The following is a 14,862-nucleotide window of genomic DNA, read 5'->3' as shown; positions in this document are numbered from 1 at the left end:
ATCAACTATCCTGCATCAGCGCACTTCTCCCCCCGTCTAACAGATAGGTGGTTCCGGATGCAAAAGCTGCATAATCGCTTGCCAAAAACACACACCACGCACCTACTTCTTCTGCAGTTCCTATCCTTTTGACCGGATGAAGATCAATTGTTTTTTTTCGTTCTTTTGCGGGATCAGGTTTTGAATCAAACCACTGCTGATTACCCGGCGTGTCAATAAAACCAGGAGCTAAGCCAACCGTCCGGATGGCTGGCCCCCATTCTATGGCAAGGCTTTTTACCAATCCGGTTAATGCCGTTTTGGACACATTGTAAGGAAAGCATCCGGGAATGGTTTGATAAGCATGATTTGATGTCATAATTATGATCACGCCGTTATTATTTTCCAGGTATGGCTTGCATAATTTTGCAAGCTGCCAGTGCGAAGCAAGATTCAGATCAATATTTTGGGCCCAATGGTCTTCATCACATTCTTCAGCTCCCTGGAAGAAATTCTGGCCGGCATTTGATACCAGGATATCAATGCTGCCAAATTTTACTGCGCTATTATCTATAAAGTGTTTTAACTCTGTTGCTTTAGTAACATCGCATTTGGTATATAATGCACTGGCGCCATTTTGTTCAATACTATCTATAAATCCGGCACTCTCTTCAGATAAATCACAACCAGAAACATTTGCGCCGGCTTTTGCAAACATTTTTGCAATATCGGCTCCGATACCTGATGAAACACCGGTTATCAATACTGTTTTTCCTGTAAGATCAATCTGAAACATACTATATCTTTTTATTATACATAAAAGCCAGGCCGTGGAATTAAGATCCCCGGATGCTTTTCCATTTCTTCTTCCACCAGATCAACACCTAAACCAGGGCGATCACTTAGTTGCAGGTGACCATTGTTGACCATATCTTTAATAGGGTGGGTAATAACAGTATCTCTCCATGGTACATCATTAAACATAAATTCCTGCCGGAAGAAATTTGGTACCGATGCGCATACATGAGCAGATGCCAAGGTCGACAATGGGCCGTTTGGATTATGCGGCGCCAGTAAAACATTATACGCTTCCATCATGGTGGCCATTCGTTTCATTTCAGAAGGGCCGCCGCAACGGGTAATATCAGGCATCATGATATCGCAAATGTTTTTTTCCAATACCGGGCGAATACCATACCTGGTATAATGACGCTCGCCAACGCAAATAGATACATTGGAAGGGATTCGTTCGCGCATGGCCCGCAAGGTATCTGCACTTTCAGGGCCCGCCGGTTCTTCATACCAAGTGATATCTAACGCTGATAAACGCTGAGCCATTTTTACTGCTACCCGATAATTAAGCATGGCATGGGTTTCAATCATAATATCAAAATCGGGGCCAACCGCATCCCGGACAGCTTTACTTACATTAAAGGCTAGATCCTGCTGCCCTGCGGTAAGGCTAAGATTACTTGAAAGATCATCACCATACAGATAATTAGTATGAGCGAAAGGATCAAACTTTAACCCTGTAAAACCTGCTTCTTTTACTTTTTTTGCCTGTGCAGCATAATCATCTGCGTTATGGCCGCCACCTGTGAACCAATAGTTGGCATACAACAGAATGTCTTTTCGGAATGCACCTCCCAGCAATTCATAACAAGGCGTGCCCAGTACTTTTCCCTTCAGATCAAGTAATGCCATATCAATGCCGCTGATGGCACACATACTGGCTCCAAAAGGCCCTATCCAGTTAAGATCGCGATAGAGTTTTGTCCAGATAAAGTCCGTTTTCATGGGGTCAAGCCCGATAATGCGTTCACCAACATGTTTTGCAGCATTATAAACTATGGGGCTGCCGGGCCAGTTGGTAGCTTCACCAACCCCTGTATGCCCGGTATCAGTATATATTTTTAATAGTGTCCAGTTATACTTAACGCCTTCAACCAACCATACTTTTACATCCGTAATTTTCATGTTTTCCAACTTATCGTACTACTAGCACTAATTTACCTTTTAAAGTATTATCTTTTATTTTAATTCGCCCGTCCGAGTGCGGGGAACCATAAAATGGTTCCGAACCGTTGTTGCAATAATCTGCAATCAGCCAGTTAATGCGCTCATCCTGCAACCAGCTGCGGGATGCCTGCGTAGCATCAGAAAGTATAGTAACACTATTCCCGTTTTTATCCTGCAATGATGCTTGATGGATATAGCGTTTAGTTGAACGAAAATCGTTGCTGCCTAAGTCATTGGCATCATCTTTCCAATCGCCGTTAGGTACAACGCCCCACTCTTCCACGTTATTTACATGCTTCGCATTAAGTGTTGCCGTTCCCCGGGTTCTTGCAATATCGTTTTCAGGATATTCGGTAAACTCACCTTTTCGCTTCCAGCTAAGTTGATCAAAGCTTTTTGGCAATTGCAGCATTAGTCCGTATTGATAAGGGGATATATTGGCCTTTGTGTATTGAACTTCGTATTCAGTTATTAGTTTGCCATCGTTTGTAAACAAATAGGTTTGTTTCCCTTTACAGTCAATATAGGAAAGATCCATAGAAAACCTGAGCCCATCGTTGATTTTTTGTGCGACAAGATTGCTGGCAAATAGCGTGTATAAAGGGTAATTTTTAACAGGATATATATTGTTCTGATAAGTTTCTCCCCCCACATTAGGTTTACCACCATCTTCTTCATTCATAGGTACTATGCCGAATACCGGTCCCTGCTTCATAATTTCAGTATCGCCTTTTCTTACAGAGGTAATAATTCCTGTCATCTTGCTGATGCTGTATCGTACGTTCCCTTGTTTTACAAAATAAGCTGCTTCATTTTCTGCATATGAAACCGCTGTATTTTGACCATTCGTATCAACTGAGTTAGCATCGGTTTCATATTTTTCTTCATCAACAATAAAGCCCCTTGGATCTTTAAATATGAGTTGCAGCGTTTTTGCATCATCGGCCGGTATTTTTATAATACCGGATCTACGCGGAGCAATATCGGCCTTAACCGTTTGCGAAACCCCATTTACAATGGCAGTAATATTCGCTTCTTTTAATGAGGTAAAATCGTAACGGTTCTCTACACTTAATTCAATATATTTTTTACCTGTTGCCGGCCAGGCAATGTGTTTTACTTTTATCGGGGAATAGGCTTTTTTCATGCCAAAATACTCGGGTTTCGGTCTGCGCCAGCCATCAATAGGCCCCCATGGGCCGTAACCAATAATACGTCCGTCAGGCATATCGAACGTATCATCAATACCGCTCCATATTGCTCCCCCAAGGCATCCTTTATGATCGTAAATGGAATCGTACATTGTTTCAAGTGGTTTACCATAGCTGCTGCGTATGCCCGGGTCTGTTAACAATTCCCGCCGGTTATAGCAGGAAATGTGCGCGTATTCTCCAAAAAGAACAGGGCGTTTCATGGTATCAGATGCCGCCGGCCCATTAATGCCCGGATAATGATATACTGCGATATCTGCCTTGCTATGCGCATTATTATAGCCGCCCCAGCACTGATCATGAAAAGTAGTGGGGCGTGAAGGATCAAGCTTCTTAACAACAGACAGCACTTTTTCCCATAACGGGCTCCACATGGATTCATTTCCTAAAGACCAGATAATGACAGATGGATGGTTACGGCCCGCCAATACATTTTCAACGTCGGCTTTTACCATGTAGGGTAAAAACCTTTCATCCTTATAATCCCATTTCTTCCAAACAGGCGCCGCACCATGCGCTATCCAGCATAATGAAGCTTCACTTTCAACAAATAATCCCAATTCATCTGCAGCGTTCAGGAATTCTTCGGATGGCGGATAATGAGAAGTGCGGATATAATTACAATTTGCATTGCGGAACAATTCTGCATCTTTCCGGTCTAACTCCGGGCTAATACTCCTGCCAGTAAGCGGGTACACAGAGTGCCGGTTTACGCCATGCATCTTTATTGCTCTCCCATTAACAAGCAGCTGATTACCCCTGATCTCAATTTGCCGGAAACCCAGATTTTGAGTTATAGTTTGCACCATTTTTCCGTTTACCAGCAGCGTGCTTTTTAAATGATAGAGATAAGGATGTTCAGGGTTCCATAGCTGCGGCTGTTTTACACTGACAGTTGTTTGTGTGTTTGCAATACCATTGGGAACTAAATCTTTTTCAATAGCCGACAGTTTTTGAAAGATCACTTTACCTGCTGCATCAGTTAAAACATATTGAAGCTGAGCCAATGCCGGGGATGCAGATTCATTAGCAAGATCTGACTGTATTTTTAGAATGGCATTTTTAAACTGCGGATCAAATGTTGTTGTTGCAACGTTTGATGCGATGTTTGTTTGCGGCACTGCAAAAAGAACAACTTTACGCAACAAACCGCCAACGGTATGTACAGCATATTGAGATGTACAGGCCAGCCTGTCGCTAATGGTTAATGCCTGCACATCTACCTGCAATATATTGCTGTTAGGTTTAAGCGCGTTGGTAATATCGGCTTCAAAGGGCACAAAGCTGCCTTCGTGTTCTACTACTTTAACACCGTTAAGTTTTATGGCTGCATGCGAGCTTACACCGTCAAAACGTATTTTTACTCGCTTACCTTTCCAATCTGCAGGAATCTCAAGTCGTTGGCTATATACCGCCGTTTCTCCTTCGTTAACTGTAAATCCCTGCATTTCCCACTCGCCCGGCACATTAATGGTATGTTTTACATTTTGGCCTTCAATTTGGAAATCCCATTTACCACTTAACGAAATTTGTGCCTGTTGTGTCCCTGCAACAGCTGCCGGTAAAGGTGAAATCCTCGGGATTTCAAAGCCGTTAATTATGTTTTGCCCAAAAGAGTAAACGGGACAGCAAAAAAGTAAAAAAGGCAAATAAAATTTAGTAAGAAACCTGGTTTTAACCATTCTGATTGTATTTAATAAATGATAATTTTTTAGCGTATAAACTATTATTACAGGATACCATATTTTTCAAAGGCTTCTTTTGCACTCATACCTTCTTCAATTTTCTGCTGTACCATTTTTTCTCCTCTTGCTTTTTCAATAGCCAAATTGAATACTTTTTCTTCCACTTCCTTTGGAACAATGCATACGCCATCTATATCCCCCAATACAATGTCACCGGGTTTAATGTGCACTCCTTTTATCTCAATAGGTACTCGGAAATCTATTACTTTACCACGTGGAGCCTGATCCCGAGCATACCGGCCATGGGAGAATACCGGAAAATTAATATTGCGGATCCCATTAGTATCTCTTGAATAACCATCGACTACAGCGCCTGCGGCCCCCAATTTTTTAGCTCTTACACTCATCAGCTCCCCCCAAAGCGCATAGCTGGGTGATGCACCTGTACAGATATACACTTCGTTCTTTTTAAGGTCGTCAAGGGCTTCGAGCATCAAACCAAAAGGTTTATTTAAAATAACGTTATGCTGACTTGTTTCAGAAACCACATCAGCTTCCAATACCGGCATTGCCCTGCCTATTATAAAAGAACTTTCACTTAGCGGCATTATTTGTGGTGGTAAAAATTGGTTCAAAAACCCTAATTTATCCATAATATCTCCTACCACCGCAGTATAAAGCTCTTTGCGAACTAGATGAAAGAGTTCTTCATCGCTATCCCAAAGCCATTGTGCTTTTTCCTTATTATTTACTTCCATAACTGTTTATCTCTTGTTTGGGACTTGATTTATTTATACTTATTGCAGATAAATTAATCAGGATAAATGTAGATCATTTATAAACCATCTTCTAAAATTAGGTTAGCAGATTGTTAAACTATTTTACCCTATATGCCTGATTGATGAAAAAATATGGATAAATTCGTTTTAAACAAAAACTATAGTTTGGTTGATTGACTTGCACATTGATAAAGGGTGCATGCTATTAATAATAATAACTGGGAAGGATGTTACATGAAACCGCAATTAATTGATATAAACTTATCCGGCACTAAAACCATCCGGATAAAAAAACTCGAAACTTCCAATCTTACTTCCCCTTTCCATTTCCATCATCTTTGCGAATTGGTATGGATAGAAAAAAGCTATGGCAAGCGCATTGTTGGCGATCATATTGACAACTTTGAGGAAGGTGACCTGGTGTTAATGGGGCCCGATCTTCCTCATATATGGCTAAATGATGAAATATTTCAACACGAAATAAGTGGAAATAAGGTTAAGTCGACTGTTATATATTTCCCCCCGGATTTTTTTTTGAACCTAACTGATGAGCAGAATATTTTAAACCCAACTGAAGAGCTTATTAAACGGTCGGCAAGAGGACTAAGGTTTTATGGTGAAACAAATAAAAAAGTAACAAAGATCCTTTCACGGATATCCGAAAAAGAAGGGTTTAAAAAAATAATCCATTTTCTGCAAGCCATTGAAATTCTAGCAGTTTCCCAGGAATATAATTACCTGGCAAGTATTTCCTTTAAGAATTTATGTGATGAAAAGAATACAAAGAGAATTAATGAAGTTTATCAATTTTTAATGCAGAATTTTCATCGTGATATTGAGCTTAAAGAAGTTGCTGATCTTTGTAATATGACTACTAACTCATTTTGCAGATTTTTTAAAACGAGCACACAAAAATCACTCACCCGCTTTATTAATGAATTACGCATAGGGCACGCCTGTAAATTGTTACAGAATGCAGAGAACACTATTGCTGATGTATGTTATCAATGCGGGTATAATAATTTTACCAATTTTAATAAGTTTTTCAGATCAATTACGGGCAAAACCCCCTCTGAATATAAAAAGCAGGTTAAAACTTAAAAAGCGTTGAAATACCAATTGCTGAAACCAAAGTAGCAGCGCAAAGCCGGCCAGTCTTGCATAACGCACCTGTGGTTTTTCGGCAGTATTGTTTGTCATTTTAAATCCTCCGTTTATAATTTCATCATGATCGTATTGTTGCAAAACCAGGCAGAGCATCATCGCTGAAGATTAAAGCAGCAGGGTCATTCCACAGGGAAGCATTAAACCAATCGGCTACTTTGTCCTGTTCCCTTGCCATCCCGTTAAATAAATATTCGTTTGATCCGGGATCATAGGTATAATCTTTCATCCACTCTTGAAAATGAGATGCGGTCAATTCAATCGCATCCATAATAAAATCAATTTCGGTATTGGTCATGGTTGGATGGACAGATAGCCTGATCCACCCCGGTTTGCACAACAGGTCGCCGGAACGGATAGCATTCAATATTTCATAAGATTTAGTCTCGTCAACCTGCAGCAGCATGTGCCCATACGTCCCGGCACAAGAGCATCCCCCTCTTGTTTGAATACCAAACCGATCATTCAGTATTTTAACTATCAAATTATAATGTGCTCCATTTACAATGAATGAAACAATGCCGAGCCGCTTTTTTATATTTCCCTCCAGTATTTCAATATTTTTCATTTTCGAGAACCTGTCAAAGATGATCTGCAATATTTCTTTTTCCCGCAGCATTATATTTTTAACACCCATCTCTTCCTTTAACCGGATACACATTGCCGCTTTTATCCCCTGCAACAAAGGCGGAGTGCCGCCATCTTCCCGCAATTCAATATTTGCGATATACTCATGAACCTTCCATGGGTTGCTGTACACTATAGTGCCTCCTCCCGGCTGATCAGGTATTGTATTGTTATAAACCTTTTTATTAAAGATCAGCACACCCGATGTACCCGGGCCACCAAGAAATTTATGGGGCGAAAAATAAATAGCATCTAAATGGGCACCTTTTTCTTTGGGATGCATGTCCATATTAACGTAGGGAGCAGAACAGGCAAAGTCAACAAAACATAACCCGCCATATTCATGGATCATTTTTGCAATTTCATGATACGGGGTTTGGACCCCTGTTACGTTAGAACATCCGGTAACTGCAGCTATTTTATTCTTCCGGTGCTTAAATTGCTCTAATAAGCTCCTGAAGTGTGCTAAATCAACATTTCCGTTTTCATCAGCCCTGATTATTTCAACGGTTGCAATAGTTTCCAGCCAGGTAACCTGGTTGCTGTGGTGCTCCATATGGGTTACAAACACAACAGGCCGTAGCTCCTCATTTATTTGCGGGGCATTACCCACATAATCCATTAGCCGTTCCTGCATCCTCAGCCCTAAGATCCTTTGCAGCTTATTTACTGCGCCTGTCATTCCGCTGCCGCAAAAAATCAGTACATCATCGTCATCTGCATGTACATGCTCCTTAACAATAACTTTAGCAGCTTCATAAGCTTTGGTCATCAATTTCCCGGTGACAGTAGTTTCCGTATGGGTATTGGCCACAAAAGGCATGATCTCCTTTCGCAGGCATTCTTCAATCGGCTGGTAAGCCCTGCCGCTTGCCGTCCAGTCGGCATAAACTATTGCTTTCTTCCCAAAAGGGGATTCAAAGGTTTGGTTATAGCCGATGATGTTTCTGCGGAAGGCAGAAAAGAAATTTTCCAATGCGCTTTTTGAGGTCATCTTTTATTTAGACTTTGCAGAAAAAATGCCAAACAGGTCATAGGGAGTTTTCCTTAAATTATCCCCAACTAAATAACTGATGAGGAAAATGTAAGCTATAAATCCAAAAACAATAAAAACCTGGGCTTTTGATGTTTTTTGAATGTCTTGCTTTGCCTTTACATCACAAACTTCGCCCGGGCAGTATTGCGCTTTTTCCCCATAAACCATCCGGTAAACTTTACAGGCTAAACAAATGCCGAATGCCGATTCAAAAAACAGGAATATTAGGCACATCAAACAAATAATACCTGTAATAGGGCTGTATGAATTTACTACCACCATGAAAATAAACATAGTACCAGACAAAGCCACACCGATGATCCACGCAAACTTTTTTTGTTTAGCACCAACATATTCCGGAACCTGGTTCCTGACGATCAAACGCCCGATGATGAGGGAGGGGGAGAATTTAGGATTAACAAATACCCGGATGATAAAATCTGTCAGGAATATTGTTATCGAATACTTTGCCAGTAAAAAATTGTTGTTAAACATGATAAGCATCAAAGAGAAAAAAATAACTAAGAACAGGATTCCGGCCGCTGCTCTTATCTCTCTTTCATTTAAAACAGGAATATCATATCCTTCAACAGTTTCGCCAAATTGTATAACTTTTTTCATATGAATATCGCTTGTTATAATTAAATGATTTACAGGAACTTTTGTTACAGAATTTAAGATTAATTAGTGGATGTCCCGCTATCTTTTCATAAATGTACAGGAGGCTTGTGAGATAAAAAAAATATTGTGATAGCCGTATGGATATTCTACGTAACAGGAAGGTTTTGCATGAAATCACTACGGACGATGCGAGGCGGAGATCTGCCTGGAAAAGACTAAGAATTAATTACTTAAACCACTCCGAATATTTTGTTTCTTCGGGCACATCCGTAGGGCTTTCAAAATCAAGGCGGTAACCATCAGGATCGGGGAAAGCAACCACCCACATATTATTTCCTACAAATGGCTCCTTGATTTCAACGCCCTTTGCGGTAAATTCATGATATAGGGCAAGCGCATCAACGCATTGAAAGCAGATAGAGATTCCTTTTCCCTTCGGGCCTTCGTGGTCAAATTTTTCCTTGTCCAGTTGCTCCTGGAGCATTAGGGAAACAGCTTCGCGGTGCAGCCAGCACCATTCAATTTTACCACGGGGTGTCCATTGGTTAGTTATTTTAAAACCAAGCTTATCCACATAAAAATTCAGCGAAGCTTCCATATCGCGCACCATAAAAAACGGCACTGCCAGGCGGATATTGGATGGCGTTGACATATCTAATTGTTTTAATGTTTCACTGATTTCCAGGGCTGTACTATCAAAAATAAAAAATTGTCCGCTCAGTTTATAATCAAAATTTATGTGATAATATGTGCGGCTTACATGATAACTATACCTATTTCCGTGATAAACTGCATCCGGATGAAAGCGCTATTTCCGGTTATCAAATCAATGGGATATATTTATATATATTATAGACAGACCCGGCGCCATGTTTTTAAAAAAACGCATATCTTATTTACTCTTTTTTATCGCGTATATCGGGGCCGTGATCATTGAAAAACCTGTTTATTCAGGAAGTACTGTGCAGGATTGCTTTTCTTACCTGTTTACTGTTATTGTACATTTTTCGCTGTTTACATTAATGATATTGGCCAATAATGCGCTGCTAATCCCTTACCTGCTTGAAAAGAAACAGTTCGGCTTGTACGCTTCGGGCCTCATCGCTTCAATCTGGTTCTATACCTTCTTCACCAGCCGGTATAACGGGTTTATTCATAACGTTCTTTTTCACGATCGGAGTATCGGCACCAGCGCCGGATTCTGGGATAATTTTGTGTATGCCCTTTGTTGTACTGTTATTGCCTCAATGCTGTATATCACACAAAAATGGTCGGAACAGCAGGAGCAGGTTAAAAACAGCCAGATCAACCAGTTGCAAACGGAATTGAAATACCTGCGTTCGCAGATCAACCCGCACTTCCTGTTTAATGGCCTCAACACGGTTTATGGTTATATTGATATGAGCAACAGCCAGGCGCGGGACATGATGGTGCAATTTTCAGACCTGCTGCGGTATAATTTATATGAGGCGGATGTGGACCTGATAGCGCTGGAAAAGGAAATAAAATATCTGAAAAATTACGTTGCCCTGCAAAAAGCCCGCAGTAATGATAATATGCAGGTGGAGTTAAAAATAAACTATAAGAACGGCGCCGTAAAAATTGCCCCACTTATTTTCATGGCTTTTGTTGAAAATGCCTTTAAGTATGTTTCAAGAGAGGATAATGCCATCAATAGCATCAACATCGGGCTGACTGAAGAAGAGGGCCGGATTGATTTTACCTGTGATAATTCTTATGATGAAGCGGAAACTTCATCCGGTGGGATCGGCCTCAATAATGCCGTCAGACGGCTGGAGCTATTGTATAAGGGTCGTTACCAGCTTGATATTAAAAAAGAACAAAACATGTATCAGGTTCATTTATCGCTTACAACATGAAAAAACTCAGCTGTATAATTGTTGATGATGAGCCGGTTGCGCGAAAAATATTGCACGAGTTTGTGGAACAGGTGCCATTTATGGATCTGCAGGGAAAATTTGAGAATGCGACCAAGACAGAAGCATTTCTGAAGAGTAATACTACCGACATTATATTCCTTGATATCGAGATGCCAAAGGTTTCGGGACTGCAGTTATTACAAAAAATGAACATCGAATCGATGGTAATACTGACGACCGCTTTCCCTCAATATGCCCTTGAGGGATATGAGCTGGATATCATCGACTATCTTTTAAAACCCTTTGCCTTTAGCCGGTTTCTTAAAGCCGTACAAAAAGCAAAGGACTACCATCAAATGAAACATATGGCAGCAACTACGTTGCAGCCTTCGTATATCTTTATCAAAAGCGAAAAAAGGATCGAAAAAGTCGAACTAAAGGATATTCTTTATGCTGAAAGTGTGGGCAACTATGTGTGTATCTATACTGAAAGTAAAAAGATCCTTGCTTATCTTACTATGAAAAGCCTGGAATGTCAGCTGCCATTTGACGAATTTATTAAGATCCATCAATCTTACCTGGTGAATTGTTCAAAAATTGATGCAATAGAAGGCAACGAAATTAAGATTGGAAGCAAGCCATTGCCGATAAGCCGTAATTATAGGGAAATGGTAATGAAGGTTGTGCACCAGCGATTATTAAAAAGATAATAAACCGGTCATAGGTCAGGTGTTTCCGTTCAATTCATCCTGGTTACCACAGGCTTAACCCCCGATTTATTAAGTAAAGTCAGCTGCTCAAATTACATGTAGTGCAGTTGTAGTGTGTTTAAATTATAAAAAAACAAATATTTTCTCTTACCTTGCTGCTGCAATTTATACAACTCTGAATTAATATTAATCGAGCCGCGTGTAATAACACAACGGCAATATGATGTTTGCTATCGGATAAGCCCGACACTATCCCGTTAGCATATGCAGCATACATATTTGCCTGGCGTCGTTTTCAATAGTTATAAAAAATATGAGCCCGTTAGTTTATTTAAATTAACAGATCAAAATATTAAAACCTCTGTCCGGTTTCCGCCGGATCGACTTATTTGTTTATATATATTTTTTACCTAATGAAGCTTACAAACAGCCCTCGAAAAGCTATAACTGATGCATTGCGCTATTTTCGTTCACATTCATTAAAGTTTATCATTGCAGGGGCATTGCTTACCATAATGGGTTTTTCGCTGAATAATACCCGTTTAACCGCCGATGCCGACAATGGTGGACTTTTTTTACCTGACGGTTTCAAGGCGCTGGTAGTTGTTGATAGTTTAAAGGGGCAGGCCCGGCATATAGCTGTTAATTCAAACGGCGATATTTATGTAAAAGCCAGGAATCATTACGCAAATGGCGGTTATGGTAATATCGCACTCAGGGATACAAATGGTGACGGTAAAGCCGATATTATAACCCCCTTCGGTAAATACGACGGTCATACCTACGGAACGGCTATGCGGATCCATGATGGCTACCTGTATTTCAGCTCAGAGCTAATGGTTTACCGAATGAAGCTTAAACGCGGACAATTAGTTCCGAATAGCAAGATGGATACGGTTGTGATTGATAATCCACCCTATCACGAACACCAGACCAAGCCGATTGCGTTTGATAATAAAGGGCACATTTTTGTGGGCTGGGGTGCGGGATCAAACGCGGGGCAGGAAAAAAATCGCTTACCGGGTTCTCCCGGTGTTGGAGACCCAGCTTCGCCCGGTAAAGGGAATCCCTGGTTAATAGACCATGGCGGCATCTGGATGTTTGATGTTAATAAAAGCAGTCAGCATCAATTGGATGGCGTAAAATATGCAACAGGGTTAAGAAGCCTCGTTGCTATGGATTGGGATCCGAAGAGTAAATCGCTTTATACGGTTAGTCATGGCCGCGATGATCTCCGCATGCTTTGGCCGGATCTTTATTCACCTTGGCAAAGCGCGATGCAACCCGCCGAAGAGTTTTTTAAGGTAAATGAAGGTCTTGACGGCGGCTGGCCTTATTATTATTACGATGAGATCAAGGATAAAAAGCTGCTTAACCCCGAGTTTGGCGGTGACGGCACAAAAGACGGCAACGGCGCAAAACTAACTAAGCCAATAATGGCTTTCCCCGCTCATTTCGCACCCAACGACTTATTATTTTATAAAGGGAAACAATTTCCGGCCCGGTATAAAAACGGTGCTTTTGTTGCTTTTCACGGCTCTACCGACCGCGCCCCTTATCCGCAGGCAGGCTATATTATTGCATTTGTTCCGTTTAAAGATGGCAAGCCTTCTGGCCCATGGGAAGTGTTCGCAGATGGCTTTGCCGGAGTTGAACCTATTGTAAATGTGAGCAATGCCGTATATCGCCCGATGGGTTTGGCCGAAGGGCCTGATGGCTCATTATATGTAAGCGATACCGAAAAGGGAAAGATCTGGCGGATTATCTACAAAGGCGATAAAAAAATCTTCGGGACAGCCCAGCTGGCTGCTATGGAAAATCGCAAGATGACGGCATCCAATATCAAAACACCCGATGAGATCAAAGACAACCTGTTTAAAGACCTGCCAACAACATCGGCAGTATACAGTACTTATTGTGTGGCATGCCATCAAAATGATGGGAAGGGTGATGGGAACCGTTTCCCTCCGCTGGCGCAATCAGAATGGGTAAATTATAATACCAACAGGCTGATAAACGTGGTGCTTAACGGCCTTAAGGGACCAGTACAGGTAAAAGGCCAATCGTACAACGAAGTAATGCCAGGACATGGCAGCTTTTTAACAGACGACCAGATAGCCGAAGTGCTCACCTATATAAAATCAAATTTTAATAATATACCAGAAATTGTGACACCGGCACAAGTAAGTGCTGTAAGAAAAAAGACATCAAACCAAATCCATGATTAAATCACTTTTTAATTCGGCCTTCAAATCCGGGCGGTTATTGCTGCCTGCATTATTTATCGCACTAAATTCAAATGCGCAATCTGCAGATACCGCACTTTTTAAGTCATCGCTGTTTACACCTGTTAAAAGCTTTACCACCGGAGTAGAGGGGCCCGCAGTTGATAAAGAAGGCAATGTTTATGCTGTTAACTTTGACCATAATGGCACCATTGGAAAAATGACGCCCGATGGAAAAACCAGCATATTTATTGAATTGCCTAAAGGCAGTGTTGGCAACGGGATCAGGTTTGACAGCCATGGCAATATGTTCATTGCAGACTATACAGGGCACAATATTATTAAGGTTGATATGGTTACCAAACAGCAACGTGTTTTTGCCCATGAGGATGGAATGAGCCAGCCAAATGATATTGCCATTGATAACAAAGACAGGCTTTATGCCAGCGACCCGAACTGGAAGGCCGGAACGGGTAAGATCTGGCGCATTGATACGGATGGTAAAGTAACACTTTTAGATACCATGGCCACCGTTAACGGAATTGATGTAAGCCCCGATAATCACACTTTGTATGTAAATGAAAAACGTAAAATATGGGCTTATGACCTTTCATCCAAAGGCAAAATAAGCCATAAACGACTTGTAATTGAATTTACGGATTTTGGAATGGACGGATTAAGATGCGACATAAAAGGAAATATTTACCAGGCCCGGTTTGGCAAAGGGACAGTAGCCAAGGTATCGCCTGACGGAAAGATCCTGCAGGAAATAACACTCACCGGTAAGCGGCCAACCAATGTTGCCTTTGGCGGCCCCGATGGAAGGACCATATACGTTACCTTACAGGACCAGGGCAACCTGGAAACTTTCAGGGTTGCTGATCCCGGTCGTGAATGGAAGATGGCTAAAGAACAGAAATTATAAT

The 14,862-nt window shown here is 41.2% G+C and carries 12 protein-coding genes; 5 read left to right on the top strand and 7 right to left on the bottom strand.

The annotated features are described in order from the left end of the window. Position 1: 1 nt before the first annotated feature. From BUE31_RS12370 to BUE31_RS12355, 4 genes are read right to left on the bottom strand one after another with little or no spacing between them, the layout of a single operon-like run. Positions 2–775 carry an SDR family NAD(P)-dependent oxidoreductase gene (locus BUE31_RS12370; protein ID WP_073403823.1) on the bottom strand — a complete coding sequence of 258 codons (774 nt, stop codon included), beginning with the start codon at positions 773–775 and terminating at the stop codon, positions 2–4. A gap of 14 nt (positions 776–789) precedes the next feature. After that, the gene (locus BUE31_RS12365) at positions 790–1,956 is read right to left on the bottom strand and encodes a mandelate racemase/muconate lactonizing enzyme family protein (protein ID WP_073404304.1); all 1,167 of its coding nucleotides are present in this window, start codon (positions 1,954–1,956) and stop codon (positions 790–792) included. A 10-nt stretch (positions 1,957–1,966) separates the two neighbouring features. After that, positions 1,967–4,891 carry a glycoside hydrolase family 2 TIM barrel-domain containing protein gene (locus tag BUE31_RS12360; protein ID WP_073403821.1) on the bottom strand — a complete coding sequence of 975 codons (2,925 nt, stop codon included), beginning with the start codon at positions 4,889–4,891 and terminating at the stop codon, positions 1,967–1,969. Positions 4,892–4,938: 47 nt separating this feature from the next. Next, positions 4,939–5,652: an RraA family protein gene (locus BUE31_RS12355; protein WP_073403819.1), complete on the bottom strand. Its 714-nt coding sequence runs from the start codon at positions 5,650–5,652 to the stop codon at positions 4,939–4,941. 255 nt (positions 5,653–5,907) lie between these two features. Here BUE31_RS12355 and BUE31_RS12350 point away from each other — a divergent pair, with 255 nt between their 5' ends. Further along, the gene (locus tag BUE31_RS12350) at positions 5,908–6,774 is read left to right on the top strand and encodes an AraC family transcriptional regulator (protein ID WP_073403817.1); all 867 of its coding nucleotides are present in this window, start codon (positions 5,908–5,910) and stop codon (positions 6,772–6,774) included. 124 nt (positions 6,775–6,898) lie between these two features. Here the strand turns inward: BUE31_RS12350 and BUE31_RS12340 are convergent, their stop codons facing one another. The 3 genes from BUE31_RS12340 to BUE31_RS12330 form a co-directional block, all read right to left on the bottom strand. Next, positions 6,899–8,458, bottom strand: a complete 1,560-nt coding sequence (locus BUE31_RS12340) for an aminotransferase class V-fold PLP-dependent enzyme (RefSeq protein ID WP_073403813.1) — start codon at positions 8,456–8,458, stop codon at positions 6,899–6,901. Positions 8,459–8,461: 3 nt separating this feature from the next. Continuing rightward, positions 8,462–9,121: a DUF4395 domain-containing protein gene (locus tag BUE31_RS12335; protein ID WP_073403811.1), complete on the bottom strand. Its 660-nt coding sequence runs from the start codon at positions 9,119–9,121 to the stop codon at positions 8,462–8,464. A 226-nt stretch (positions 9,122–9,347) separates the two neighbouring features. Beyond that, entirely contained in the window at positions 9,348–9,773 is a 426-nt protein-coding gene (locus BUE31_RS12330; RefSeq protein WP_073403809.1) for a VOC family protein, read from the bottom strand. Between the two features lie 274 nt (positions 9,774–10,047). Here BUE31_RS12330 and BUE31_RS12325 point away from each other — a divergent pair, with 274 nt between their 5' ends. The 4 genes from BUE31_RS12325 (at position 10,048) to BUE31_RS12310 (ending at position 14,861) form a co-directional block, all read left to right on the top strand. Next, on the top strand, positions 10,048–11,001 hold the full coding sequence (locus BUE31_RS12325) for a sensor histidine kinase (protein ID WP_159440673.1): 954 nt from the start codon (positions 10,048–10,050) through the stop codon (positions 10,999–11,001). Beyond that, positions 10,998–11,711, top strand: coding sequence for a LytR/AlgR family response regulator transcription factor (locus BUE31_RS12320; RefSeq protein WP_073403804.1), 714 nt, complete (start codon positions 10,998–11,000; stop codon positions 11,709–11,711). The genes BUE31_RS12325 and BUE31_RS12320 overlap by 4 nt, the downstream gene beginning before the upstream one ends. 413 nt (positions 11,712–12,124) lie before the next feature. Next, positions 12,125–13,939 carry a PQQ-dependent sugar dehydrogenase gene (locus BUE31_RS12315; protein ID WP_083619783.1) on the top strand — a complete coding sequence of 605 codons (1,815 nt, stop codon included), beginning with the start codon at positions 12,125–12,127 and terminating at the stop codon, positions 13,937–13,939. Continuing rightward, positions 13,932–14,861: an SMP-30/gluconolactonase/LRE family protein gene (locus BUE31_RS12310; RefSeq protein WP_083619781.1), complete on the top strand. Its 930-nt coding sequence runs from the start codon at positions 13,932–13,934 to the stop codon at positions 14,859–14,861. The genes BUE31_RS12315 and BUE31_RS12310 overlap by 8 nt, the downstream gene beginning before the upstream one ends. The last annotated feature ends 1 nt before the right edge of the window (position 14,862 follow it).

The sequence above is a fragment of the Mucilaginibacter sp. OK098 genome (assembly GCF_900142915.1).
Lineage (GTDB): Bacteria > Bacteroidota > Bacteroidia > Sphingobacteriales > Sphingobacteriaceae > Mucilaginibacter.
The sequence above is the reverse complement of the archived record's forward strand: the minus strand, read 5'-3'. Positions and strand labels throughout refer to the sequence as shown.